The 21736-nt window shown below is 69.0% G+C and carries 21 protein-coding genes; 9 read left to right on the top strand and 12 right to left on the bottom strand.

Annotation, left to right across the window (positions count from 1 at the left end; all coding sequences use genetic code 11):
- Nucleotides 1–19: 19 nt before the first annotated feature.
- From HWD99_RS00220 to HWD99_RS00230, 3 genes are read right to left on the bottom strand one after another with little or no spacing between them, the layout of a single operon-like run.
- Nucleotides 20–1507 carry a polysaccharide biosynthesis C-terminal domain-containing protein gene (locus HWD99_RS00220; RefSeq protein WP_241794193.1) on the bottom strand — a complete coding sequence of 496 codons (1488 nt, stop codon included), beginning with the start codon at nt 1505–1507 and terminating at the stop codon, nt 20–22.
- Nucleotides 1504–2265, bottom strand: coding sequence for a WecB/TagA/CpsF family glycosyltransferase (locus tag HWD99_RS00225; protein WP_241794194.1), 762 nt, complete (start codon nt 2263–2265; stop codon nt 1504–1506). Before HWD99_RS00225 ends, HWD99_RS00220 begins: the two co-directional genes overlap by 4 nt.
- Nucleotides 2266–2269: 4 nt before the next feature.
- Nucleotides 2270–3802, bottom strand: a complete 1533-nt coding sequence (locus HWD99_RS00230) for a sugar transferase (protein ID WP_241794196.1) — start codon at nt 3800–3802, stop codon at nt 2270–2272.
- A 354-nt stretch (nt 3803–4156) separates the two neighbouring features.
- Here HWD99_RS00230 and HWD99_RS00235 point away from each other — a divergent pair, with 354 nt between their 5' ends.
- From HWD99_RS00235 to HWD99_RS00265, 7 genes are all read left to right on the top strand, one after another.
- Entirely contained in the window at nt 4157–5287 is a 1131-nt protein-coding gene (locus HWD99_RS00235) for a low temperature requirement protein A (RefSeq protein ID WP_241794789.1), read from the top strand.
- Between the two features lie 88 nt (nt 5288–5375).
- Entirely contained in the window at nt 5376–6371 is a 996-nt protein-coding gene (locus tag HWD99_RS00240) for an intradiol ring-cleavage dioxygenase (protein WP_241794197.1), read from the top strand.
- Between the two features lie 38 nt (nt 6372–6409).
- Nucleotides 6410–6592, top strand: a complete 183-nt coding sequence (locus tag HWD99_RS00245) for a twin-arginine translocase TatA/TatE family subunit (RefSeq protein ID WP_241794198.1) — start codon at nt 6410–6412, stop codon at nt 6590–6592.
- 3 nt (nt 6593–6595) lie between these two features.
- On the top strand, nt 6596–7420 hold the full coding sequence (tatC, locus tag HWD99_RS00250) for a twin-arginine translocase subunit TatC (protein WP_308220665.1): 825 nt from the start codon (nt 6596–6598) through the stop codon (nt 7418–7420).
- 2 nt (nt 7421–7422) lie between these two features.
- Nucleotides 7423–7824: a Sec-independent protein translocase TatB gene (locus tag HWD99_RS00255; RefSeq protein ID WP_241794199.1), complete on the top strand. Its 402-nt coding sequence runs from the start codon at nt 7423–7425 to the stop codon at nt 7822–7824.
- A 203-nt stretch (nt 7825–8027) separates the two neighbouring features.
- Nucleotides 8028–8312, top strand: coding sequence for a hypothetical protein (locus HWD99_RS00260; RefSeq protein ID WP_241794200.1), 285 nt, complete (start codon nt 8028–8030; stop codon nt 8310–8312).
- Between the two features lie 144 nt (nt 8313–8456).
- The gene (locus HWD99_RS00265; protein ID WP_308220673.1) at nt 8457–9578 is read left to right on the top strand and encodes an acyl-CoA desaturase; all 1122 of its coding nucleotides are present in this window, start codon (nt 8457–8459) and stop codon (nt 9576–9578) included.
- Between the two features lie 78 nt (nt 9579–9656).
- Here the strand turns inward: HWD99_RS00265 and HWD99_RS00270 are convergent, their stop codons facing one another.
- The 8 genes from HWD99_RS00270 to HWD99_RS00305 form a co-directional block, all read right to left on the bottom strand.
- Complete coding sequence (locus HWD99_RS00270; protein WP_241794202.1) at nt 9657–10280, bottom strand: response regulator transcription factor; 624 nt, start codon at nt 10278–10280, stop codon at nt 9657–9659.
- Nucleotides 10277–11461 (bottom strand): sensor histidine kinase, encoded by a 1185-nt coding sequence (locus tag HWD99_RS00275; protein WP_241794203.1) that lies wholly within the window; start codon nt 11459–11461, stop codon nt 10277–10279. Before HWD99_RS00275 ends, HWD99_RS00270 begins: the two co-directional genes overlap by 4 nt.
- A gap of 16 nt (nt 11462–11477) precedes the next feature.
- Nucleotides 11478–12311 (bottom strand): ABC transporter permease, encoded by an 834-nt coding sequence (locus tag HWD99_RS00280; protein WP_241794206.1) that lies wholly within the window; start codon nt 12309–12311, stop codon nt 11478–11480.
- The gene (locus tag HWD99_RS00285) at nt 12308–13186 is read right to left on the bottom strand and encodes an ABC transporter ATP-binding protein (RefSeq protein ID WP_241794207.1); all 879 of its coding nucleotides are present in this window, start codon (nt 13184–13186) and stop codon (nt 12308–12310) included. Before HWD99_RS00285 ends, HWD99_RS00280 begins: the two co-directional genes overlap by 4 nt.
- Before the next feature lie 161 nt (nt 13187–13347).
- Nucleotides 13348–14799 carry a cell division initiation protein gene (locus HWD99_RS00290; RefSeq protein WP_241794208.1) on the bottom strand — a complete coding sequence of 484 codons (1452 nt, stop codon included), beginning with the start codon at nt 14797–14799 and terminating at the stop codon, nt 13348–13350.
- 117 nt (nt 14800–14916) lie between these two features.
- Nucleotides 14917–15390 carry a hypothetical protein gene (locus tag HWD99_RS00295; RefSeq protein WP_241794209.1) on the bottom strand — a complete coding sequence of 158 codons (474 nt, stop codon included), beginning with the start codon at nt 15388–15390 and terminating at the stop codon, nt 14917–14919.
- Nucleotides 15391–15419: 29 nt separating this feature from the next.
- Nucleotides 15420–16340 (bottom strand): AEC family transporter, encoded by a 921-nt coding sequence (locus HWD99_RS00300; protein ID WP_241794210.1) that lies wholly within the window; start codon nt 16338–16340, stop codon nt 15420–15422.
- 261 nt (nt 16341–16601) lie between these two features.
- Nucleotides 16602–16907, bottom strand: coding sequence for a hypothetical protein (locus HWD99_RS00305; protein ID WP_241794211.1), 306 nt, complete (start codon nt 16905–16907; stop codon nt 16602–16604).
- Nucleotides 16908–17018: 111 nt separating this feature from the next.
- On the opposite strand from HWD99_RS00305, the gene HWD99_RS00310 reads away from it, so the two are divergent.
- Nucleotides 17019–17960 carry a helix-turn-helix domain-containing protein gene (locus tag HWD99_RS00310; RefSeq protein WP_241794212.1) on the top strand — a complete coding sequence of 314 codons (942 nt, stop codon included), beginning with the start codon at nt 17019–17021 and terminating at the stop codon, nt 17958–17960.
- A gap of 33 nt (nt 17961–17993) precedes the next feature.
- On the opposite strand, the gene HWD99_RS00315 is transcribed toward HWD99_RS00310, so the two are convergent.
- A complete protein-coding gene (locus HWD99_RS00315; protein ID WP_241794214.1) occupies nt 17994–19430 on the bottom strand; it encodes an aldehyde dehydrogenase family protein in 1437 nt (478 codons plus the stop codon).
- A 262-nt stretch (nt 19431–19692) separates the two neighbouring features.
- On the opposite strand from HWD99_RS00315, the gene HWD99_RS00320 reads away from it, so the two are divergent.
- Nucleotides 19693–21735 carry a primary-amine oxidase gene (locus HWD99_RS00320; RefSeq protein ID WP_241794215.1) on the top strand — a complete coding sequence of 681 codons (2043 nt, stop codon included), beginning with the start codon at nt 19693–19695 and terminating at the stop codon, nt 21733–21735.
- The last annotated feature ends 1 nt before the right edge of the window (nt 21736 follow it).

The raw sequence follows: 21736 nt of genomic DNA on the forward strand, positions 1-21736 counted from the left end.
CCAGTGTTTTCGTCGTCGATTACCGAGCCGGCCTCCGCAGCTCGTCGAGGTGCAGCCGGCGCCGGTCGAACCGGCACCAGGCGAGGAACAGCAGTGCTCCCGCGGCCGCGGCCAGGAGCAGAGCAAGCCAGGTCGCTCCCAGCGTGAGACGCAGTGCGATCGCAGGCACGGCGACCGTGATCAGCGCCACCACCAGCGGGTACAGGCCGGGCAGGGGGGAGACCCGGAGTCCGAGGACGAATCGCACCTGCACGGAGGCGAGGGCGGCATCGAGCGCACAGGCGACTGCCCACGCCACAGCGGCGCCCGTGATGCCCCAGATCGGCACCAGGACGTAGATGAGTGCGACGTTCACGGCGACCGCGACGGCCTTGTTGAGCGCGGCGAGGCCACTGCGTCCGCTCATGAGGAGCACCGAGTGGATGTTGCCCGCGAGGAACGTGATGATCGAGCCGATCGACATGACGATGAGCACCGCCTGGCCGTCCGCGAAGGACTCGCCGAGCAGCGACAGCGCGACGGGTGCGAAGACCGCGAGCAGCACGTACACAGGAGTGCTGAACAGTACGAGCCAGACGGTCGCGGTCCGGTACACGCTCTCGAGCGCGGGGGTGTCGTTGCGGTGGAGCATCGTGCTGAACATCGGCGAGACGACGACGCGCAGGGCGGTATCGACGATCATGCCGGCCGCGACGAACCTGCTGGCCGCGCCGTAGACCCCGGCGGCGGCGGGGCCGGCGAGGGTGCCGACGATGATCACGGCGAGCCAGATCAGGAGCTGCTCCAGGCCCGAGGACACGACGCGGGGGAGCGCATAGCGGATGGTGCGCGCGGGCACTCCCGAACGCAGGAATCCCGGCTGCGCGGTGCGGCCCAGACGCCGCAGCTGCCACAGCATCACGACCACGGCGGCGACCGCGGCCGGCAGCAGGGGCAGCGCCCAGGCGACGGCGGCCCCGACCGCGCCCGCGCCGATGCCCACGGCGGTCGCGATCGCGAGAGGACGAAGCGTCGGCAGCAGTACGTTGCCGACGAGCACATACGCGTTCACCTTGCCGAGCGCCCGCGTCGCCGACAGCGCGGTCAGCATGACGGAGGCCACAGGGAGGAACCAGACGATCGAGCGGATGGCGGCTGCCACGTCGTCGCCGGGATTCTGCGCTTCCGCGATCAGCACCCCGACGAACAGCACGCCGGCGCACACGAGCCCTGCGATCGCCGACACCAGCACCAGGAATGCCCCGGTGGGTCGCAGCATCGCCCGGTCGTCCTCCAGCTGGCGCGGCAGGATCCAGATCGCCGCCGAATCCATGCCGAAGCGCGCCACGCCGAGGGCGATCGTGAATGCGCCGACCGCCTGCAGCACGACACCGGACCCGGCGTCGCCGAGCAGCCGCCCGAGCACGATGATGAGCACGAGACCCATCACGGCGCTCACGGCCGAGCCGACGAAGCTCAGTGCACCTCCGCGAGCGAGCTCGGAGCGTGCGGTGGGTGGGCTGGTCATGCGCGCGACCTGCGAAGCATCTGCGCGGCGACGGCGGCCATGAAGGACGGGTTGCCGAGAAGGTAGCGCTTCGCGAGTCTGCGAGGTTCGATCATCAGGCGCCAGAGCCATTCGAGTCCGGCGCGGATCATCCATTCCGGCGCACGGCGGTTCGATCCGCTCAGCCAGTCGAACAGCCCGCCGCACGTGAGCACCGCGGCAGGAAGACGGTCGCGGTACGTGTCGACCCACAGCTGCTGTGCCGGGTCGCCCATGCCCACGAACAGGATGCGTGTGCCGTGCGCCGCGATCTCGTCGAGCACCGCGGGCATGTCTTCAGGCGAGACGTAGCCGTGATGCGTGCGCAGCTTCAGCCCGGGTATTCTGCCGCGCAGGATCGCCGCCGCTCGCTCGGCGACGCCCTCGGCGGCCCCGAAGAAGTAGACCGGTATGCCCTCGGCGGCGGCGGAGCGGAGCAGCGGTTCGGCCACATCGGTCGTCGCGAGGCGCTCGGGCAGGTGCCCGCCGAGCAGCTTCGCGGCCCACACGACCGACTGGCCGTCGGCGTAGGCGATGCTCGAGCCGAGGAGTCGCCGCAGTCGCGCGTCCTTGCGGGCGAGGTTGCAGACGTGCGCGTTGACTCCGACGGCGACCTGCGTGGTGTCGCCCTCGGACATCTCGAGCACACGCCCGATCAGCGCGGACTCGGTGAATGCCTCTACACGCACGCCGGTGATGTTGACGGACGTGGTCGCGTCGATCGGATTCCTCTCACTCATCCGCTCAGTATGCCCCGCTGGGCTGCACCATGACTTTGGCGGTGCGCCACATGATCTGCAGGTCGTTCATCACGGACCAGTTCTCGACGTAGCGCAGGTCGAGACGCACGCTCTCGTCCCACGACAGGTCGCTGCGCCCGGACACCTGCCACAGTCCCGTGATGCCGGGCTTGATGTAGAGGCGACGGTACACGGTGCCGTCGTAGGCGGTGACCTCGCTCGGCAGCGGCGGACGCGGACCGACGACGCTCATGTCGCCGACCAGCACGTTCCAGAACTGCGGCAGCTCGTCGAGCGACAGCTTGCGCAGAATCCGGCCCACGCGAGTGACTCGCGGGTCGTCCTTCATCTTGAACAGGAGTCCGGCGCCCTCGTTCTGCTCCTTGAGCGCGACGAGCTGCTGCTCGGCGTCGGTCTTCATGGAGCGGAACTTCACGATCTTGAAGGTGCGGCCGTCTCGGCCGACACGCTCCTGGAAGAAGAAGAGAGGTCCCGGCGAATCGAGCTTGACGAGCAGCGCGAGGATCGGCGTGATGAGCGCGATCGGGATGAGAGCGACGGCCGCGACCATGATGTCGAGTGCACGCTTGAGCAGGTGCCGACCGCCCTCGTAGGTCGGGATCTGCACCTGGATGAGGGGGAGGCCCTCGACCGAGGCGAACGAGATGCGCGGGCCGGCGACGTCGGTGAGGCGGCTCGACAGGACCAGCTCCGCGGCGGTGCCTTCGAGCTGCCAGCTCAGCTGCTTGACGAAGTCGGGGTTCCCCTCGGGGCGGCTCGCCACGATGATCGTGTCGGCGCCGAGCTCGGTGGCGACGGAGGACACGGTGTTGACGTTGCCGAGAACCGGGAACTGCACGCCGTCGATGTCGACATCGCGGGCGTTGCCGTCGAGCAGCGTGGCTCCGACGACCTGATAGCCCGAGGGGCCGATCGGGTGCAGAGTGCGGACGACGTACTCGACGTCGTCTCTGTTGCCGACGACGAGCGTGCGCGAGGCGAACCGCCCCCGCGCACGCTGCGCCGTCAGCCAGTGCCGCCACACCCACCGGGTGATGAGCAGCGTGAGGACACCGAGTGGCAGGCCGACGAGAAGCACGAGCTGCATCGTCTGCCAGCCGAACACGACACCGAACATGGCGATGATCCCGAACGCCAGTCCGCTGGCGTGCGCGACGCCGCGGTATTCGGTCGCGCTGGCGCGGAACAGCGCTGCATCACGAGTATGCAGAGCGCTGAGCATCAGATACCACAGTGCGGCCAGCGGGATGCCGGTGCGCAGGGCCTCTTCCCCTGTGACACCGGTCATCATCTGGACCGCTGCGGTGATCGCGACGGCGAACAGGATGACCCCAGCATCCGAGACACGCAGTCGCATCCGATAGCGTCGCTCCCATTGGCGGCGTCGCTCCAGCGTCGCGGACACGCGTGGCGTGACCGCCGTGTGCGTGACCGACTTGGTGGCTCGCGGTGCGGCGATCGGCGTGAAGACCGACCCCGTGCGAGTGATGCTCAGAGCATCCTCGACGGAAGTCATGCCGAGGCCCCTTGAGCCGTACAGGTACGCAAAATTCCCCAGTGCGCCATGTTTTTTCCCCAGTTGTCCCCAGACCAGGGACCCCACGTCCCCAGTGTCGTCTGCATCCCGACCCCTCGGGTCCTGCGTGCATCCGTGATCCCACATCACGGTTTGCGAACACCGTCCCACACGGTGTTGCTGGCAGCAGGTACTGCAGACTTCGTTCACTCTAGCGGAACCAAACGTTCAGCGGAAGGTAATTCACGCGAGTGGACGAACCAGCATTCCGGTACTCATGAATACAGCGTGGGCCGCCGTCGGTATCCTGACCGCGTGACCACCGCCGCGACGCCCCGATTCCACCTCAGCCGCATGCGGCCGCGTGATCCCGCGCAGCCGCATCGCACGGCGAGCACGCTCGAGCTCTTCTTCGACCTCGTCTTCGTCGTCGCCGTCAGCATCGCGTCGGCGCAGCTGCACCACTCGCTGAGCCACGGTGACTTCGTGCACGGCGTCACCGCGTACGCGATGGTGTTCTTCGCCGTGTGGTGGGCGTGGATGAACTTCACGTGGTTCGCGACGTCCTTCGACACCGACGACTGGCTCTACCGCGTCACGACGATCGTGCAGATGGGCGGCGTGCTCGTCTTCGCGGCCGGCATCCCGGCGGCGTTCGAGCGCGGCGACTTCACGATCCCGGTCCTCGGATACATCGTGATGCGGATCGCGATGGTCGCGCAGTGGCTGCGCGCGTCGCGCGGCGCCGGTGAGCTGCGGTCGGCCACCCGACGCTATGCGCTGGGCATCGCCGCTGTGCAGGTGCTCTGGGTGCTGTTCCTGCTCATCCCCTCCGGGACTGTGCAGATCGCCGCCTTCGTGGTGTTCGCCCTGATCGAGGTGAGCGTGCCGGTGTTCGCGGAGTACCGCCGGCAGACCCCCTGGCATGCGCATCACATCACCGAGCGGTACGGCCTCTTCACCCTGATCGTGCTGGGTGAGAGCCTGCTCGCCTCGGCAAACGCGATCGTCGACGCCGGCCGCGAGCTCGAATCGCTGGTGCCGTTGATCTCCATCTCGGTGCTGACACTCGTCGTGACGGCATCGCTGTGGTGGATCTACTTCTGGCCGCCGCATCACCGCGCGATCACGACCTTCGCCCGCTCGCTGCGGTACGGGTACACCCACTACCTCGTGTTCGCGGCGGCCGCCGCGTTCTCGGCCGGCATCGAGGTCGAGCTCGACGTGCTCACCGGCGAGAGTCATCTCTCGAACGTCGTCGCCTCGTTCACCGTGACGATCCCCATCGCGATCTTCCTGCTCGGCATCTGGTGGATCGCGATCCGCGAGAGTGCCGACCGTGTCGTCAACACGGCGATCCCCGCGGGTGCGCTGCTCGTGCTCCTCGACCCGATCCTGCCGATCCCCGTCGCGATCACCGCCGTCGTCCTGGCGGTGATCGTCGTGATCCTGGTGCTCCGCCCGCCGCTGCCTCAGCGCTCATAGATACTGCATAGGCGAGGCATAGCTCGCTGATCGTCTGCTCGGTGACCATGGGTGCAACGACACCCATCGATCCGAGAGGAGCACGATCATGAGCCGCATCCCCGAACCCGTCCAGACGCCGGAGGGTCCCACCTACGAGGGTCGCCTGCTCGACCGTGTCGACGAGGAGGTCGTCGATCAGGGCGCGGCCTTCGACATCCGAACTCTCGTGACGCGCCGAGGAGTTCTGGGCCTCGCCGGACTCGGCGTCGGAGCGATCGTGCTGGCGGCCTGTGCTCCGGCCGCGACCGGAACGGCGACGACGGGCGACGCGGAGGCGTCGACCGGCGACTCGACCGAGGGTTCCGGCACCGACAGTGCGTCGGGGTCCACGGGCACCGCCGACGGGGAGATCCCGGACGAGACCGCAGGGCCCTATCCCGGCGACGGGTCGAACGGACCCGATGTGCTCGAGCAATCGGGCATCGTGCGGCAGGACATCACGACCTCGATCGACGGATCCGCGACGGCGGAGGGAGTCCCCCTCACCTTCGAGTTCGAGGTGCTCGACATGGCGAACGGCGGCGTCCCCTTCGCCGGAGTCGCGGTCTACGCGTGGCACTGCACCGCCGCAGGGGAGTACTCCCTGTACTCCTCGGGCCTCGAGGACGTCACCTATCTGCGCGGGGTGCAGGTGGCGGATGCCGACGGCAGGGTCTCGTTCTCGTCGATCTTCCCCGGGTGCTACTCCGGACGCTGGCCGCACATCCACTTCGAGGTCTACCCGGACGTCGACTCGATCACCGATGCGGCGAACACGATCGCCACCTCGCAGATGGCACTCCCCGAAGAGGCGTGCGCGGCGGTCTACGCGGATTCCCGGTACGACGGCTCGGCGCGCAACCTGGCACAGACCAGCCTCGCGAGCGACAACGTGTTCGGCGACGACTCGGCGGCCCTGCAGCTGCCCACCATCACCGGCGATGCGACCACCGGATACGCGACGGCGCTGGTGGTCGGCATCGACACCACGACGACCCCCACCGCCGGCTCCGCTCCCTCGGGCGGCGACGGCGGACCCGGTGGCCAGCCGCCGACGAACTGACGCCCCACGAGAACACCCTCAGGAAGAAGGAGAGAGAAATGCTGCAGAACCTCACGGGCTGGCACGCCCTGATCATCCTCGCGATCGTCGTCCTGATCTTCGGCGCCGCGAAGCTCCCCGCACTCGCCAAGAGCGTCGGCCAGTCCCTGCGCATCCTCAAGACAGAGGTCGCCGAGCCCGTCGCCGAGACCTCGGCCCCGGTCGCGCGTCCGACGGAGTAGGCCGTGACCGCTCTCGCCACGTCATCCGTCGCGACGCAGGCCCCGGCGGGGATGCCGCTGTCGGCGCACCTGCGGGAGGCGCGCGTGCGCGCCTCCCGTGCGGCGGTGGCGCTCCTGGTGGGGGTGGTGATCGGATATCTCGTGTCCGATCAGGTCATGGACGTGCTCCGCGCCCCGATCGCCGCGCTCGCCGAGTCGCGCGATGCGAGTCTGAACTTCGACAGCATCACCGGGGCGTTCGACCTCACGGTCAAGATCGCCCTCTTCACAGGGATCGCGCTGTCGAGCCCGGTCTGGATGTACGAGCTCCTCGCGTTCCTCGCCCCGGGCCTCGCACGGCGGGAGAAGAGGTACACGTTCGGATTCCTCGCGGCCGCGGTACCGCTGTTCGTCGCCGGATGCGCGGCGGGTCTGGCCCTGTTCCCACGGATGGTCGAACTGCTCGCGGGCTTCGCCTCGACCGAGGACAGCACGCTGCTGCAGGCCTCGTACTACGTCGACTTCGTCCTGAAGATCGTTCTCGCGACCGGGCTCGCCTTCGTGCTGCCCGTGTTCCTCGTGGTCCTGAACCTGCTGGGGATCCTCTCGGCACGCTCCCTCGTGCGCAGCTGGCGGGTCGTCGTCGTCGCGATCGTGCTCTTCAGCGCGACCGTCACCCCGGCTGCCGACGTGCTGTCGATGTTCCTCATCGCGGTGCCGATGACCGTGCTCTTCGCCGCTGCGCTGCTTCTCGCGTGGCTCCACGACCGGGGCGTGGCCCGGCGCTCCGCCCTCCTCGCGGGTACCCCCTCGGATACGCCTTCGCACGCCCCCTCGGACCAGGAGTGATCATGTTCGGACTCACGATCGAGAAGCTCGTCGTCGTCGCTCTCCTCGCGGCCGTCGTCATCGGCCCGCGGCGCCTGCCCGTCTACGCGAGCCGCGTCACCGCACTCGTGCGCCGTCTCGCGGTGCGGGCGAGCGATGCCGCCCGCCGGGCCGAGAACGAGACCGGCATCGCCGCCCTGCGAGACGACTGGACCACGCTCGACCCGCGGCAGTACGATCCGCGGCGCATCATCCGCGAGGCGTGGGCGGCGAGCGGCGCCGGGGAAGGCGTCGCGGCCACACCGGGCGACCGCGACGCGGCCTCGGGCCCCGCATCGACCATCCTCGAACGGCATGTCGAGGGGGAGTGGGTGACGGTCGGTTCGTCGGGGCATCCGCGGCGGGTCTGGGTGCCCGCCGAGTGAGGCCGGACCGGCTCTGCTGCGGATATTGGTGTCATCTGTTAGACTGTGTGAGCTACGTGTGACATGGCCTCCCTCCAGGCCGCCGCGTCGCCACTGATCAGGGCCATAACGGACCAAGCGCATCGACGCGCGCGATCCGCCTTCGATCTCACATCTTCGCGAGCCGCATCCTGCGTGCCCGCCGCACAGCAATGAGTATCACCATGAGCACGACCACCTTTCCCACTTCCGATCCGCTGACCTGGAAACAGGCAGACACCGATGTGCACGTCGCGACCCGTGCCGGCGAGTTCGCCGGTTTCGTCGAGTTCGACGGCACCACCCATCTCGTCCGCGACCAGCGCGGTGTCGAACTGGGCACTTTCGCCTCGCTCGACGATGCACAGGAGGCGCTCGAAGGCGCCCACGCGCCCGCAAGACCGCCGCTGAGCTTCACGTTCACGCTGCCGCGCGTGCTCCGCAGACGTCCCCGGAGAGCCCGCGCCTGACGGCCGCGAAACCGTCGACCTGAGAGTTGTCAGGGCATCCCGACGTATTCCGCACGGTGCATGTGGGGAGGGTTAGCCTGAGTTAAGCGTTGGGCGATCTGCCTTGGGCTTCCACAGCTCACGGGCTCCAATCGACAGGAGAGCATCATCTCCATTGCACAGGTCGAAACGACCGCAGCCACCCTCGGACCGGTACGCCAGACGTACTCCGGCAACGCAGAATTCCCTCCCATGGCGCAGGCGTACAAGCAGGTGTCGCAGGTGGTGAAAGAGACCGGCCTCCTGCAGCGCGCAGGGTGGTTCTACCTCCTGGTCGGCGCCGGCCTCGCCGTCGCCCTCGGCGGAGTGATCACCGGATTCATCCTGCTCGGGGACAGCTGGTTCCAGCTGCTCATCGCCGCAGCGCTCGGCATCATCCTCACGCAGGTCGCGTTCCTCGCCCATGAGGCGGCGCACCGCCAGATCCTCTCCTCCGGTCCCGCGAACTTCCGCCTCGCGCGCATCCTGGCAGCCGGTGTCGTCGGCATCAGCTACGCCTGGTGGGACTCGAAGCACACCAAGCACCATGGCAACCCGAACCAGGTGGGCAAGGACCCCGACATCGAGGTCGACACGATCTCGTTCCTCGAGACGGATGCCGCGCAGTCGCGCGGAATCGTCCGCCTGATCACGCGCAAGCAGGGGTGGCTGTTCTTCCCGCTCCTGACGCTCGAGGGACTCAACCTCCACTACCTCGGCGTCAAGCACCTCGTGACCGGCAAGAAGGCCAAGGGTCGCTGGATCGAGCTCGGCCTGATCGCCCTCCGTTTCGCGATCGTGCTCATTCCGGTCTTCCTGATGCTTCCGCTCGGCATGGCCTTCGCCTTCATGGGCGTGCAGCTCGCCGTGTTCGGCGTGTACATGGGCGCCTCGTTCGCTCCCAACCACAAGGGCATGCCGATCATCGACCCGAACGCGCGTCTCGACTTCTTCTCGAAGCAGGTGCGCACGTCGCGCAACATCCGCGGTGGATGGTGGGCCACGTGGCTCATGGGCGGTCTCAACTACCAGGTCGAGCACCACCTGTTCCCGAACATGCCGCGCCCGCACCTCTCGAAGGCGCGCGAGATCGTGCGCGACTACTGCGTCGCCAACGACGTGCCCTATACCGAGACGAGCCTCGGCCGCTCGTACGCCATCGTCATCGAGTACCTCAACCGCGTCGGCCTCGCCGCCGGTGCCGACCCGTTCGACTGCCCCGCAGCCGCTCAGTTCAGCCGCGCCTGAGCACTCCACGAAAGGGCCCCATCCGATCCGGATGGGGCCCTTTCGTATGCGCCGGGCAGGGCCGCCCGCCCGTGCGTGTCAGAGCACCCCGAGCTCCAGCGCGAGCGTGACCGCACGCGTGCGGTCCGAGACTTCGAGCTTCTCGAAGACATGGATCAGGTGGGTCTTCACCGTGGCCTCGCCGATGAACAGGTCGCGAGCGATCTCGGGGTTGCTGCGTCCCGCCGCCACGAGCCGCAGCACCTCGAGCTCGCGAGGGCTCAGCGGAGGGCGTTCGGGGCGGTCTCCGCGCATGCGCGTGACGAGCGTCGCCGCGATCGCAGGCGCGAGCACGGTGTGCCCCTCGGAGACCGCGCGGATGCCGGCGACGATCTCCTCCTGCGGGGCCGCCTTGAGCAGATAGCCGCTCGCTCCCGCCTCGATCGCGCCGAGGATGTCGTCGTCGGTCTCGTAGGTCGTGAGCACGAGCACGCGCACATCCGGCTGCGCCGCCGTGATCCGGGCGGTCGCCTCGATGCCCGACGTGCCCGGCATCCTGAGATCCATCAGCACCACATCGGGGCGCGTGCGAGCGGCGAGGTCGACGGCCTCCTCGCCGTCGGAGGCCTCCCCGACGACATCGAGACCCGGATCGAGCGCCAGGAGTCCGACGATGCCGGAGCGGACGATGGGATGGTCGTCTGCGACGATCACGCGGATCATGACGCGTTCTCCCTCTCTCGGGCCAGCGGTATCCGCACGGTCAGGTCGGTCCCGGGCGAATCGCCGTCCGTGACGGTCAGCGTGCCGCCGACGAGCGCGACGCGATCCCGCATCCCGGCGAGTCCGAAGCCCCGGTCGTCGTCGATCGACACGCCTCCGAGACCGCGTCCGTCATCGCGGATGCGGAGCTCGGCGGACTCGGACGTCAGCAGTGTGATGCGGGCCGCGCCCGCTCCGGAGTGCTTGCGGACGTTCGCGAGCCCCTCCTGCGCGCAGCGCAGCAGCACGACCTGCACGTCTCGGGCGAGCGTGGCATCGGAGGCCGCGACCTCGACGCGCATGCCGGTCTCGCGGGCGAACCTCTCACCCAGCCGGCGAAGCGCCTCGCCGAGCGAATCGGCCGACGGCGCCGGCGAGGTCACCGCGACCAGGGCACGCGCCTCGAGCAGCGCCTCGCGTGCCGCATCCTCGATCAGCCCGACGGCAGCGGGAGATCCGTCGAGACGGGCCCGCTCGGCGAGCATGACGATGCTGGTGAGGCTCTGCGCGATCGTGTCGTGCACGTCGCGGGCCAGGCGAGCCCTCTCCTCCATCGCCCCGGCCTCGCGGCTGGCGGTCTCGAGGCCGGCCTGCGCGGCGGTGAGCTCGGCGAGCAGCGTCTGGCGCTCGGTGCCCCACTCCGCGATGCGGGTGATCCACAGACCGAGGGCGAGGCTGAACGCCGTCGACAGTCCTGCGGTGAGGAAGCCGCCGGCGACGGCATCCGCCGCCCAGTCGCCCCAGGCGGCATAGGAGAGGGCGAGGATGATCCCGTTGCCGATCGTGACCAGGATCGCCTGGACGGTGGAACGAGAGGTCATCCAGATCAGGGGAAGCACGAGCGTCTGCAGCAGCAGCATGTTCGGCTCGAGCACGACCCCTGCCGCGAGGAGCATGATCAGCAGGACCTGGAGCACGGCGGAGCGGGCGGGCGAGGGATCCTCGATGCCGTCGCTGATGCCGACATAGGGTCGCGCCCCCAGGGCGTAGACGAGGAAGACGCCGACCGCGATCCCGATCAGGACCCACCGAGAGCCCGGAAAGCTCTCGGGCACGGAGAGCACGAGGCCGGCCACCGCGAGCACCAGCACCGTCGCGGCGATGTCCCAGCCCCACCGCTCTTTGCGGATCCCACGCGTCATGACCCCACTCTTCCAGTCATCCGTCGCGCCGGATCCACCGGAAGGTGGCGCGGCTGAGGACGATCCCGACGACGAGCCAGACTCCCAGCACGATCGCCACCATGCCGAGGGCCCATTCCCCGCCCGGTTCGACCGCCTTGAAGGAGTCGGGGAGGATCGCGGCGCGCATGCCCTGGGCGATCCACTTGAGCGGGAAGACGGAGGCGACGTTCTGCAGCCACTCGGGCAGCGAGGTGAACGCGATGTAGACGCCCGAGATGAACTGCAGCAGCAGGACCACGGGGATGACGACAGCGGAGGCCGTCTTGCCCGAGCGCGGCACCGACGACAGCGCGACGCCGAGCAGCGCGCAGGTGAGCAGGCCGAGCACGAACACCCAGGCGAAGCGGATCCATGCCTCGGGCTCGGTCGGCAGCTCGACGCGATACAGGACCACCGCGACGACGAGGAGCAGCGCGATCTGGAGGATGGCCGTGACGAACACCTCGCCGATCTTGCCGATGAAGTACGTCGCGGGCGAGATCGGCGTGCTGCCGAGGCGCTTCAGCGTGCCGTCGCTCTTCTCGACGGCGATCTCGATGGACAGCCCCTGGACCCCCGAGAGGAAGATGCCTCCGGCGATGAGGCCGGGCAGGTAGTAGGTGGCCATGCTGATCGTGTCGGGTCCGCCGCCGATGTCGCCCGTGAAGATGGTCGCGAAGATCAGGTACATGACCGTCGGGAAGAGGAACGTGAAGAAGACCTGATCGCCGGCACGGAAGTACTGCCTCAGCTCGAAGCCGATGCGGCGCACGCCGAGACGGATTGTGCGGGACAGGCCGAATCGGGTGGGTGCGGTCGTGGTGGTCATGCCGGCTCCGTGACGTCGGTGAGTGCGGCGGCGTCATGCGCCCTGATCAGTCCGAGGTAGATGTCCTCGAGTGTGGGCCGCACGATCTCCAGCCCTCGCGGCTCGCCCGCATCGCGGTGCAGGTCGGCGACCACGGCGGCGGGGGTGGGGGTGCGCTGCTCGTGCGGCACGCCCGCCGCGTCGATCCAGCGCACCACCGGCGTTCGGGCCTCGGGCCCTCCGATCTCGCCGATCTCGCCGATGGCGGCGATGCGGCCCCCGACGATGACGGCGGCGCGGTCGCCCAGCTGCGCGGCTTCGTCGAGATAGTGCGTGGTGAGCAGGATGCTGGTTCCCTCGGCCTTCAGCGAGCGGATCAGGTCCCAGAACTGGCGCCGTGCCTCGGGATCGAACCCGGTCGTCGGCTCATCGAGGAACAGCAGCTCCGGGCGCCCGATGATGCCCAGAGCGACGTCGAGGCGTCGCTGCTGGCCGCCCGACAGCCTGCCGGCTCGCGCACGCTGCTTCTGCTCCAGGCCCACGGCGGAGATCACCTCGTCGATGTCCCTCGGGTTCGGGTAGTAGCCGGCGAACTCGGTGAGCAGTTCACGCACCGTGAAGGTGCCGGCCTCGCCGGTCGACTGCAGCACGATGCCGAGGCGGGCCTTCCAGTCCAGGCCCCCGCGCTGCGGATCGATCCCGAGCACGCGCACGTCTCCGGACGTGCGGTGCCGGTACCCCTCGAGGATCTCGATGGTCGTCGACTTGCCCGCGCCGTTGGGGCCGAGCAGAGCGAAGGTCTCGCCACGGTGGATGTCGAAGCTGATGCCGTCGACCGCGGTGAACCCGGCGTAGTCCTTGCGAAGGTCGCGGACCTCGATCACGCTGTCTGTCATGTCTCCAGCGTGCCCTCCCCGGCTCGCGGGCGGTAGCCGTAGGGCGGATGATCTCGGCATCCACCGATCGGTTGATGCCGGCCGCGTACGACAGAGGGGGCGTGCGCGGATGGTTCCGCGCACGCCCCCTCTGCGTCGTCCCTGATGTCAGGGGAGGATGCTCAGCGCGAGGACTTCTCGTCGGCCTCGACGACCTCGATCGTGATCTTGCCGTCGATCGTGGCCGCGTCGTCATCGAGCAGCTCGTCGTCGAGAGCCTCGTCGCCGCGGAACTCCTCGACCTGGGCCGCGGTGTCGAACTCGTCGTCCGACTCGTCGACGACCTCGGCGTGCACGGTCTCGATGTCGTCCGCATCGTCGGCGGCGTCTGCGTCGGCATCGCCGAGGGCGGCGACCGACGTGCCCGCGGCGGACGTCGAGGCGGGCGCGGCGTCGCTGAAGATGCCGTCGGGGCGGATCAGCTCACGCACCTCGGCCATGAAGCTGGCGAGCTGCTGCTGCTGCCAACGCAGCTGGCGCGCCTGGTCCTCGGCGTCGCGCAGCACCTGCGACGTGTGCGAGGTGACGGAGTCGACGATCTTCTGCGACTTCACGCGGGCGCGGTCGAGCGTGTCGCGGGCGCGCACCTGAGCATCCGCCTCGATGGTCTGGGCCTGCGAACGCATGAGGCGCTCGTAGTCGTCGGCCTTGCCCGAGATGCGCTGCGCGTGCTCGAGCGATGCGGTGACCTGCTCGTTGGCGTCGGCGGTGATGCGCTCGGCGTGCGCGACGGCCTGGTTGTGCAGCACCAGGAACTCCTGCTGAGCGTCGTCCTGTCGACGGGTGAGGGTCTCTTCGAACTCGAGCACGCGCGCGTTCATCTCGCGCACCTCGCGCTCGGCGTCGGTGCGCAGCTGGGTCGTCTCGCGCGTGACGAGAGAGCGCAGCGCGGCGGCGCCCTTCTCGGCCTCGGTGCGGATCGCGGTGGCCTCCTGCGTGGCCTGGTGCACCTTCTCTGCGGCGTGGGCGGCCTCGCGCTCGATCGTCGCCTCGTGGGCGGTGTACTCGGTGTCGATCTTCAGGCGGATCTGGTCGGCGTCGTGCTGAGCCTGAGTGATGATCCGCGTCACGTCGGCCTCGGCCTCGGCGCGCTGCGTGGTGACCTCTTCGCGGGCTGCCGCCATCAGGCGGTCGGCCTGCACCGCGGCGTTCTGGATGAGGACGTTGGCCTGGTCCTCGGCGACGCGCAGGATCGTCTCGAACTGCTCGCGCGACGGTGCGTCCTGCCCATCGGCGCGGGGGGTGTCGACGAGCTCGTTGGTGAGCGTCAGCACCTGCTGCTCGGTCTCGGCGGCCTTCGCCTTGATGGTGGTGATCTCGGCCTCGAGCTCTTCGCGGGCCGTGCGCTCCTCGTCGCGGACAGCCTCGAGGGCGTCTTCGTGGCGCGCCTCGGCGTCGGCGAGATCGGCCTTCGCCTGCTGCAGCTGGTTGCGCAGCGTGCTCAGCGCGGAGTCGACCTCGGCCTTGTCGTAGCCGCGGAACGAGGCGGTGAAGCCCGACTGCTCGCGCGGCGTCTCTTCGATCAGCTTGTCGAAGAAGTCGGGGGTGCGATCGTTCGAGGGAGTTTCGCTCATGGGTCAGCCTTTCCGGCGCAGGTCACAGACACGGAAACTGTGACGAGAAGTGGTGCCGTCGTGGTGCCGACCGCGGTCACGGGTCGGTGGTCGCCGGCACACGACAGCCTAGTTGCGTCAGGCCGAGTTCGCTCGCCCGGCTTCGCTCGTGACGACGATGCCGTCCGCTGCGGCGCGGGCGGTGACCAGTGCGCGCAGCTCGTTCCAGAACGCCGCGCCCTGAGGCATCCCGAGATAGTCGCGGGAGCGCTCGATCTGCATCCGCGTGGTCGTGCCGTCGGAGACGAGGCGGACGACCGCGTCGTCGGGCTCGACGAATCGGATGCCGTAGCCGCCGTCGCCGAGCACCGTGAACTCGCGGGGACGCTGCAGCACGATCGGGTCGACCAGCTCGCGCACGACGGATTCGGGCGCGTGGAGCACGACCGTGGTGCCGAGGTCATGGAGGATCTCGGTGCGGCGGGAGTCGGCCAGACGGCGCTGCTCACGGTCTGCCGCCGACATCGTCGATCGCCGCACCCACCGCGGCAGGAAGATCGCGAGCACGATCACCGCGGCGATGAGCACGAGGAAGACGAGTGGGCTGTCCACCGTTACAACCTAGGGCGTCGGGGCGCGGGTCAGCCCAGCAGCACCATGATGAGCACGAGCACCGGCAGGCATCCGACGGTCGTGAGGAACACGGTGTCGCGCGAGATCGTCTCGCCGATGTCGTAGCGCTGCGAGTAGTTGAAGACGTTCTGCGCCGTCGGGAGGGCGGCCAGCACGACGACGATCAGCACCTCGGCGGAGGAGAGCCCGAACACGAACTCCGCCAGGGCCCAGGCGATGAGCGGCATCGCGATGAGCTTCAAGACGCTCGCGACGATGATGTCGCGGCGCCGGCCGGGAGCTCCCAGCACGCGCTGGCCGTGCAGCGAGATGCCGTAACTGATCAGCAGCACCGGCACGGCGGCGTCGGCGATCAGCTGCGCCGGCTGCATCACGATCTCCGGCACCGGAATGTCGAACACCGAGACGAGGGTGCCGAGGACCGACCCGATGATGATCGGGTTCGTGGCGGTGCGCACGAGCGTCCTGCGCAGTGACACGCGGTCGCTCGTCACCGCGTCGAGGATCGTGAGCGAGATCGGCGTGAACACGAGCAGCTGCAGCAGCACGACCGGGGCCGGGTACGCGGCGCTGCCGAGGAGGTACAGGGACAGCGGGATGCCGATGTTGTTCGAGTTGACCTGCCCGGCCGACAGCGCGCCGATGAGCGTCTCGCCGGTCGAGCGCTTCCACCACAGTCGGGCGATGAGCGAATGGATCACGATGACGGCGACCGCGGCGATCGCCGAGACCGGCAGCAGGGAGGAGAACAGCATCTTCGCGTCGGCGTGCGCGAGCACCGTGAAGAGCAGGAACGGCGACAGGACGAAGAAGATCAGGCGACCGAGCACGTGACGGGCGTGCGGCCCCAGCAGATCGATGCGCCCGATGACGTAGCCCAGGATGATCGCGACTCCGACGACGGCGAATCCGGTGAGAGTCTCGAGCACCCCTCGAGCGTATCCTCTTAGCAAGTCGAGGGCTGCGAGTCAACGGTTGGGCCGTCATCGGCGTCCGGAGAGCATCCGTCCTACGCTGAGAGCACGTCGAGCCGCCTCGCGCCGCTCTCCGTCGGTCGAACCAGACGTCGTCCTCGGGTTCTCTCGGTCTCGAGCACGAAGATGGGGGTGGGCGCGCCTGCGTGCCTTCTCAACACGACTGCTCCGGTCCCCCTGTTCGGGCATGGGGGACCGGAACCAACTCCTTCTGTGTCAGCCCTGCGCCTCCGCGCCGCGACGCACCCGCCGGTTGTGCAGGCCGATGATCGCGAGCGCGGTGAGAGGGCCTGCCACGACGACCATGGCCGTCCACTGCCAGCCGGCCGTCCCGACGAACACGGCGCCGAGCACGATCAACCCCGCTCCGAGCGCGCGCATCGGGACCGATCCGTGCGGGCTGACCGGCGGTCTGCTGCCGAAGGGAATGCGCGCGGTGGCGTTGGCGGTGATCGTCCGGCCCAGGGCGGTGTGGAACAGTGCGATCCCGGCGACGGCGGCGAGGACTCCCACGATGAACATGCATCGACGCTATCAACGCCTCTCGCTGTTGTCCGAACGGCGACGCGCGGGGTACCATGGCGGAAGCATCGTATACGATGACATCCGCTTCGAAGGAGAGGTGGTCTCCCGATGCTCATCACCCGAGAAGAGCGTACGCACGGCGAAGTCCTGGGCATCAGCCGGTTCCGCGCCGCCGTCGACGACTCGTTCGTGCCGTTGCAGGTGTCGGTCGAGCGCCCTGACCGATTCCGCGGCGTCGTGCGCGGCGCGCAGATCGACGACGTCCACATCACCGATGTGCGAGCGACCGCGCACGTCGTCGAACGCACGCCCGAGCTCGTCGCCCGTGGTGCCAGCCCGTACTTCAAAGTCAGCATGATGCTGGCGGGCACAGGCCTGCTGATCCAGGACGGGCGGGAGACCACGCTGGGCCCCGGTGACCTGGCGATCTACGACACAGACCGTCCGTACACCCTGGCCTTCGACGAGGCGTTCCGGACCATGGTCATGATGCTCCCGCGCCATCTGATCGCGCTCCCCGCCGAGGTGATGGGACAGCTCACGGCGGTGCGCATGTCAGGTTCCGAGGGTGTGGGGGCGTTCGTCGCCCCCTACCTGACCCAGCTCGCCGAGAACCTCGACCAGCTCTCCGGAGCCACCGGAGCCCGGCTCATGCACAGCGCCGTCGACCTGTTGACGACGGTGTTCACCCGCGAGTCGGGGATGGACGACGCGAGTGATCCGCATCGGGCCCTGCTGCGCCGCATCTACGGCCACATCGATCGCCACCTCGCGTCGGCGGATCTCGGTCCGGCGTCCGTCGCTGCGGCGCACTACATCTCCACGCGCCATCTGCATGCGCTGTTCCACGCGCAGGGGACGACGATCTCGACCTGGATCCGCACGCGCAGACTGCAGCAGTGTCAGCGCAGCCTGCTGGATCCGGCATTCGCCGATCGGCCCGTCTCGGCGGTCGCCGCCCACTGGGGCTTCCCCGATGCCGCGCACTTCAGCCGCATCTTCAAGGCGGCGTTCGGAGTCTCTCCGAGCGAGTTCCGCGCGACGCACTGACCGCGATCGCCGCGCGGAACGCCGGGCTCGGGCTCAGCCGTTGACGATGTGCGGGACGGCGACGGACTTCAACCCCTCGACGCCGAACTCCAGCCCGTAGCCCGAGCCCTTCACGCCGCCGAACGGGATCATCGGGTGCACGCCGCCGTGGGAGTTGATCCACACCGTGCCGGCCTGGATCCGCGTGGCCACCCGGCGTGCCTCGTCGCGGTCTCCCCACACCGAGGCCCCGAGACCCACGTCGAGACGGTTCGCGCTGCGCACCGCGTCATCGACATCCGAATACCGCACGATGGGCAGCGCCGGGCCGAACTGCTCCTCGTCGACGAGCGCCACGCCGTCGGTCACGTCGGTCACGAGGGTGATCGGATAGAAGAGCTCGCCGAGCTGCGTCGCGGGCGATCCGCCGGTGACGACCCGGCCTCCGTTCGCCTTCGCGTCGTCGACGAGCCGTGACACGATCTCGAACTGCGCGCGGTTCTGCAGCGGGCCGAGCACGCTGCGCTCGTCGAGGCCGTTGCCCATCGGCATCGCGGCCGCGACCTCGGCGAGGGCGGCGACGACCTCGTCGTGCAGCGAGTCGTGCACGTACAGGCGCTTGAGTGCGGCACAGGTCTGGCCGGTGTTGATGAAGGCGCCCCAGAACAGGTCCTGCGCGATGGCCTTCGGGTCGGCGCTCGGCAGGACGATGCCGGCGTCGTTGCCGCCGAGCTCGAGGGTCAGTCGTGCGAGGTTCTCGGCCGAGCTCTCGACGATCTTCCGCCCGGTGCGGGTGGAGCCGGTGAACATGATCTTGCCGATCGAGGGGTGCGCGGCGAGGCGCTCACCGATCTCGCGATCGCCCGCGACGGCGATCAGCACGTCGGCGGGGAGGACGTCGTTCAGCACCGAGACGAGGGCGAGCACGCTGAGTGTCGTGTACTCGCTCGGCTTGACGATGGCCGTGTTGCCCATACGCAGCGCCGCGGCGATCTGCCAGATCGTGATCATGAGCGGCCAGTTCCACGGACCGATCGCACCTACGACGCCGATCGCGCGGTAGGTCAGCTCGGCACGCGTGGTGCCGTCGTCGACGACGATCTCGGGCTCCAGCGGCGTGGCGGCCGCGGTGCGCAGCCAGGCCGAGCAGGCGCCCACCTCGAACCGCGCATTGGGGCCGTTGAGCGGCTTCCCCTGTTCGCGCGAGAGCAGGCGTGCGAGAGCCTCGGCGTGCGCATCGATCGCATCAGCGGCCGCGTTCAGCAGGCGGGAGCGCTCGGCATGGCCGCGTTCCTCCCAGCCCGGTTGCGCCGCTCTCGCCCGTGCGATCGCCTGCTCCAGCTCGTCGGGCGTCTGCACGGGCGCGTATCCGATCGGCGTTCGCGTGGCCGCGTCGACGACCTCCCGACCGCCGTCGCCAGTCGCCTGGATGCGCCGCAGCAGGTCGTCTTCCGGAGCGGCGGTCGTCAGGTCTGCGGTGGGGTCGGACATCGATGTCTCCTCTGTGCGTGTGGTCTGCACGGGCGGCCCGTGCCGCGCATGCCGAGGGCTTTCGGCCCGCGCCTGGATTCATTGTGGGCGGCCCCGCGACGCCCGACTTGTCGCAGAGCGCGCGCCCGATGTGTCAGGGCGAACGGTCTGCGCACGAGCCGCGCGAGCCGTTGTCGCCGGGCATCCTCGCTCGTACGATCTGGCGTACGGGCGGGGGCGCGATGCCGCGTGCCCGCCGATACGTCGCAAGGAAGGGCGTCCCATGACCCACGATCATCAGCCGGTGCAGCCGCACGACAACGCCGATCTGCTCCCGGTGCGCTCGTCGCGCCGCCGGGGGACGCCGGTGCCGCAGCATCCGCTCGACCCGCTGAGACCTGAGGAGATCGCGCGGGCTCGGGAGATCCTCGTCGACGCGGGACTCCTGGACGCGAACGTGCGCGTGCCGATGCTGCTGCCCGACGAGCCGACCAAGGAGGAGATCGCCGCGTGGGCGCCCGGCGATCCGCTCGATCGGCGCGTCGACGTCACGCTTCTCCACGTCACGACCGGGGACGTGACCGAGGTGATCGTGTCGGTCACGCGCGGCGAGGTGGTGTCGTCGCGTCCGCACGACTCGCGATCGGCACCCTACGGTCAGCCGCAGTACCTCTTCGAGGAGTACGAGCGCGCGGCAGAGATCGTCAAGGCGTCTGCCGAGTGGCAGGCGGCGATGAGGCGCCGAGGTCTCGCGGATCGCATGGATCTCGCGTTCTGCTCGCCGCTCGCCCCCGGTTTCGTCGGGCGCGAGAGCGAGGTGGGACGACGGGTGATCCGCTCCCTCACGTTCCTCCGCGACAGCGAAGACGACATCGCGTGGGCGCATCCCGTCGAAGGGCTGATCGTGCACATCGATCTCATCGAGAACACGGTGATCGGCATCGAGGACGACGGGGATGTCCCCGTTCCGGTGGGCAGCGGGAACTACACCCCGGATGCCGTCGGCACCGCGCGCACGACGCTCAGGCCGATCGAGATCACCCAGCCCGAGGGGCCGAGCTTCGCGGTCGACGGATCGCACGTGACGTGGGAGAACTGGTCGCTGCGCGTGGATTTCAACGCGCGTGAGGGACTCGTCCTGCATGACGTGCGGTTCGACGATCGACCGGTGCTGACGAGGGCGAGCGTGCCCGAGATGGTCGTGCCGTACGGCGACACCTCGCCCACGAGGTTCTGGATCAGCTACTTCGACGCGGGGGAGTACCTTCTCGGCAAGAACGCCAACCACCTCGAGCTCGGCTGCGACTGCCTCGGGGTGATCCGCTACTTCGACGGCTACGTGGCGGACGACCACGGCAACCCGATGCAGATCCCGAATGTCGTGTGCATGCACGAGGAGGACTACGGAGTCCTGTGGAAGCACACCGAGCAGGGGCCCGTGGGCGGGCACGTCCGTCGCTCGCGTCGCCTGGTCGTCTCGTACTTCTCGACCATCGGCAACTACGACTACGGGTTCTACTGGTACTTCTACCTCGACGGCTCGATCCAGCTCGAGGCCAAGGCCACAGGCATCGTGTTCGTCGGGGGCGGCGTTCCCGGATCCTCGAACCCGCACGCGCCGGAGATCGCCCCCGGCGTCTTCGCACCGGTGCATCAGCACCTCTTCAGCGCCCGACTCGACGTCGCGATCGACGGGGAGGACAACCGGCTGGTCGAGATCGATGCCGCGCGCATCCCGATGGGGGAGGCGAATCCGTTCGGCAACGCCTTCACCTGGACGGAGACGCCGCTGCGCACCGAGAGCGAGGCGCAGCGCGTCGCGGACACCTCGGTCGCACGGGTGTGGGAGGTGCGCTCGGCGTCGACGAGGAATCGGCTGGGCAAGCCCACCGCCTACCATCTGCTGCCCCAGCCCACGGCGCTGCTGATGGCGGATCCGACGTCGACCGTGGCCGCGCGGGCAGCGTTCGCGACGAAGCACCTCTGGGGCACCGCATACGACCGCGACGAGCGCTGGCCGGCCGGACGCTACCCGAACGCACATCAGGGCGGTGCAGGGCTGCCCGCGTACACCCACGACGACCGATCGATCGACGGTGAGGACCTCGTGCTCTGGCACACCTTCGGCCTCACGCACATCCCTCGCCCCGAGGACTGGCCGATCATGCCGGTCGACTACGCGGGATTCTGGCTCAAGCCGTATGGCTTCCTCGACGTGAATCCGGCGATGGACGTGCCGGAGTCCGCCCAGGCGCACGGGCATGCGGGTGCGGATGGCGGGCCGGACGGCGGATGCGGTCAGGGAGCGGACTGCACCTGCGGCTGAC

Source organism: Microbacterium sp. C5A9 (assembly GCF_022627955.1).
GTDB lineage: Bacteria > Actinomycetota > Actinomycetes > Actinomycetales > Microbacteriaceae > Microbacterium.

Bases quoted from the DNA above. Each gene is read 5' to 3' on its own strand.
- HWD99_RS00245 (WP_241794198.1), top strand. From the start codon at position 6,410: ATGCTGCAGAACCTCACGGGCTGGCACGCCCTGATCATCCTCGCGATC.
- HWD99_RS00310 (WP_241794212.1), top strand. From the start codon at position 17,019: ATGCTCATCACCCGAGAAGAGCGTACGCACGGCGAAGTCCTGGGCATC.
- HWD99_RS00285 (WP_241794207.1), bottom strand. From the start codon at position 13,186: ATGACAGACAGCGTGATCGAGGTCCGCGACCTTCGCAAGGACTACGCC.
- HWD99_RS00275 (WP_241794203.1), bottom strand. From the start codon at position 11,461: ATGACGCGTGGGATCCGCAAAGAGCGGTGGGGCTGGGACATCGCCGCG.
- HWD99_RS00230 (WP_241794196.1), bottom strand. From the start codon at position 3,802: ATGACTTCCGTCGAGGATGCTCTGAGCATCACTCGCACGGGGTCGGTC.
- HWD99_RS00315 (WP_241794214.1), bottom strand. From the start codon at position 19,430: ATGTCCGACCCCACCGCAGACCTGACGACCGCCGCTCCGGAAGACGAC.
- HWD99_RS00290 (WP_241794208.1), bottom strand. From the start codon at position 14,799: ATGAGCGAAACTCCCTCGAACGATCGCACCCCCGACTTCTTCGACAAG.
- HWD99_RS00320 (WP_241794215.1), top strand. From the start codon at position 19,693: ATGACCCACGATCATCAGCCGGTGCAGCCGCACGACAACGCCGATCTG.
- HWD99_RS00235 (WP_241794789.1), top strand. From the start codon at position 4,157: ATGCGGCCGCGTGATCCCGCGCAGCCGCATCGCACGGCGAGCACGCTC.
- HWD99_RS00240 (WP_241794197.1), top strand. From the start codon at position 5,376: ATGAGCCGCATCCCCGAACCCGTCCAGACGCCGGAGGGTCCCACCTAC.
- HWD99_RS00280 (WP_241794206.1), bottom strand. From the start codon at position 12,311: ATGACCACCACGACCGCACCCACCCGATTCGGCCTGTCCCGCACAATC.
- HWD99_RS00255 (WP_241794199.1), top strand. From the start codon at position 7,423: ATGTTCGGACTCACGATCGAGAAGCTCGTCGTCGTCGCTCTCCTCGCG.
- HWD99_RS00305 (WP_241794211.1), bottom strand. From the start codon at position 16,907: ATGTTCATCGTGGGAGTCCTCGCCGCCGTCGCCGGGATCGCACTGTTC.
- HWD99_RS00225 (WP_241794194.1), bottom strand. From the start codon at position 2,265: ATGAGTGAGAGGAATCCGATCGACGCGACCACGTCCGTCAACATCACC.
- HWD99_RS00260 (WP_241794200.1), top strand. From the start codon at position 8,028: ATGAGCACGACCACCTTTCCCACTTCCGATCCGCTGACCTGGAAACAG.
- HWD99_RS00270 (WP_241794202.1), bottom strand. From the start codon at position 10,280: ATGATCCGCGTGATCGTCGCAGACGACCATCCCATCGTCCGCTCCGGC.
- HWD99_RS00220 (WP_241794193.1), bottom strand. From the start codon at position 1,507: ATGACCAGCCCACCCACCGCACGCTCCGAGCTCGCTCGCGGAGGTGCA.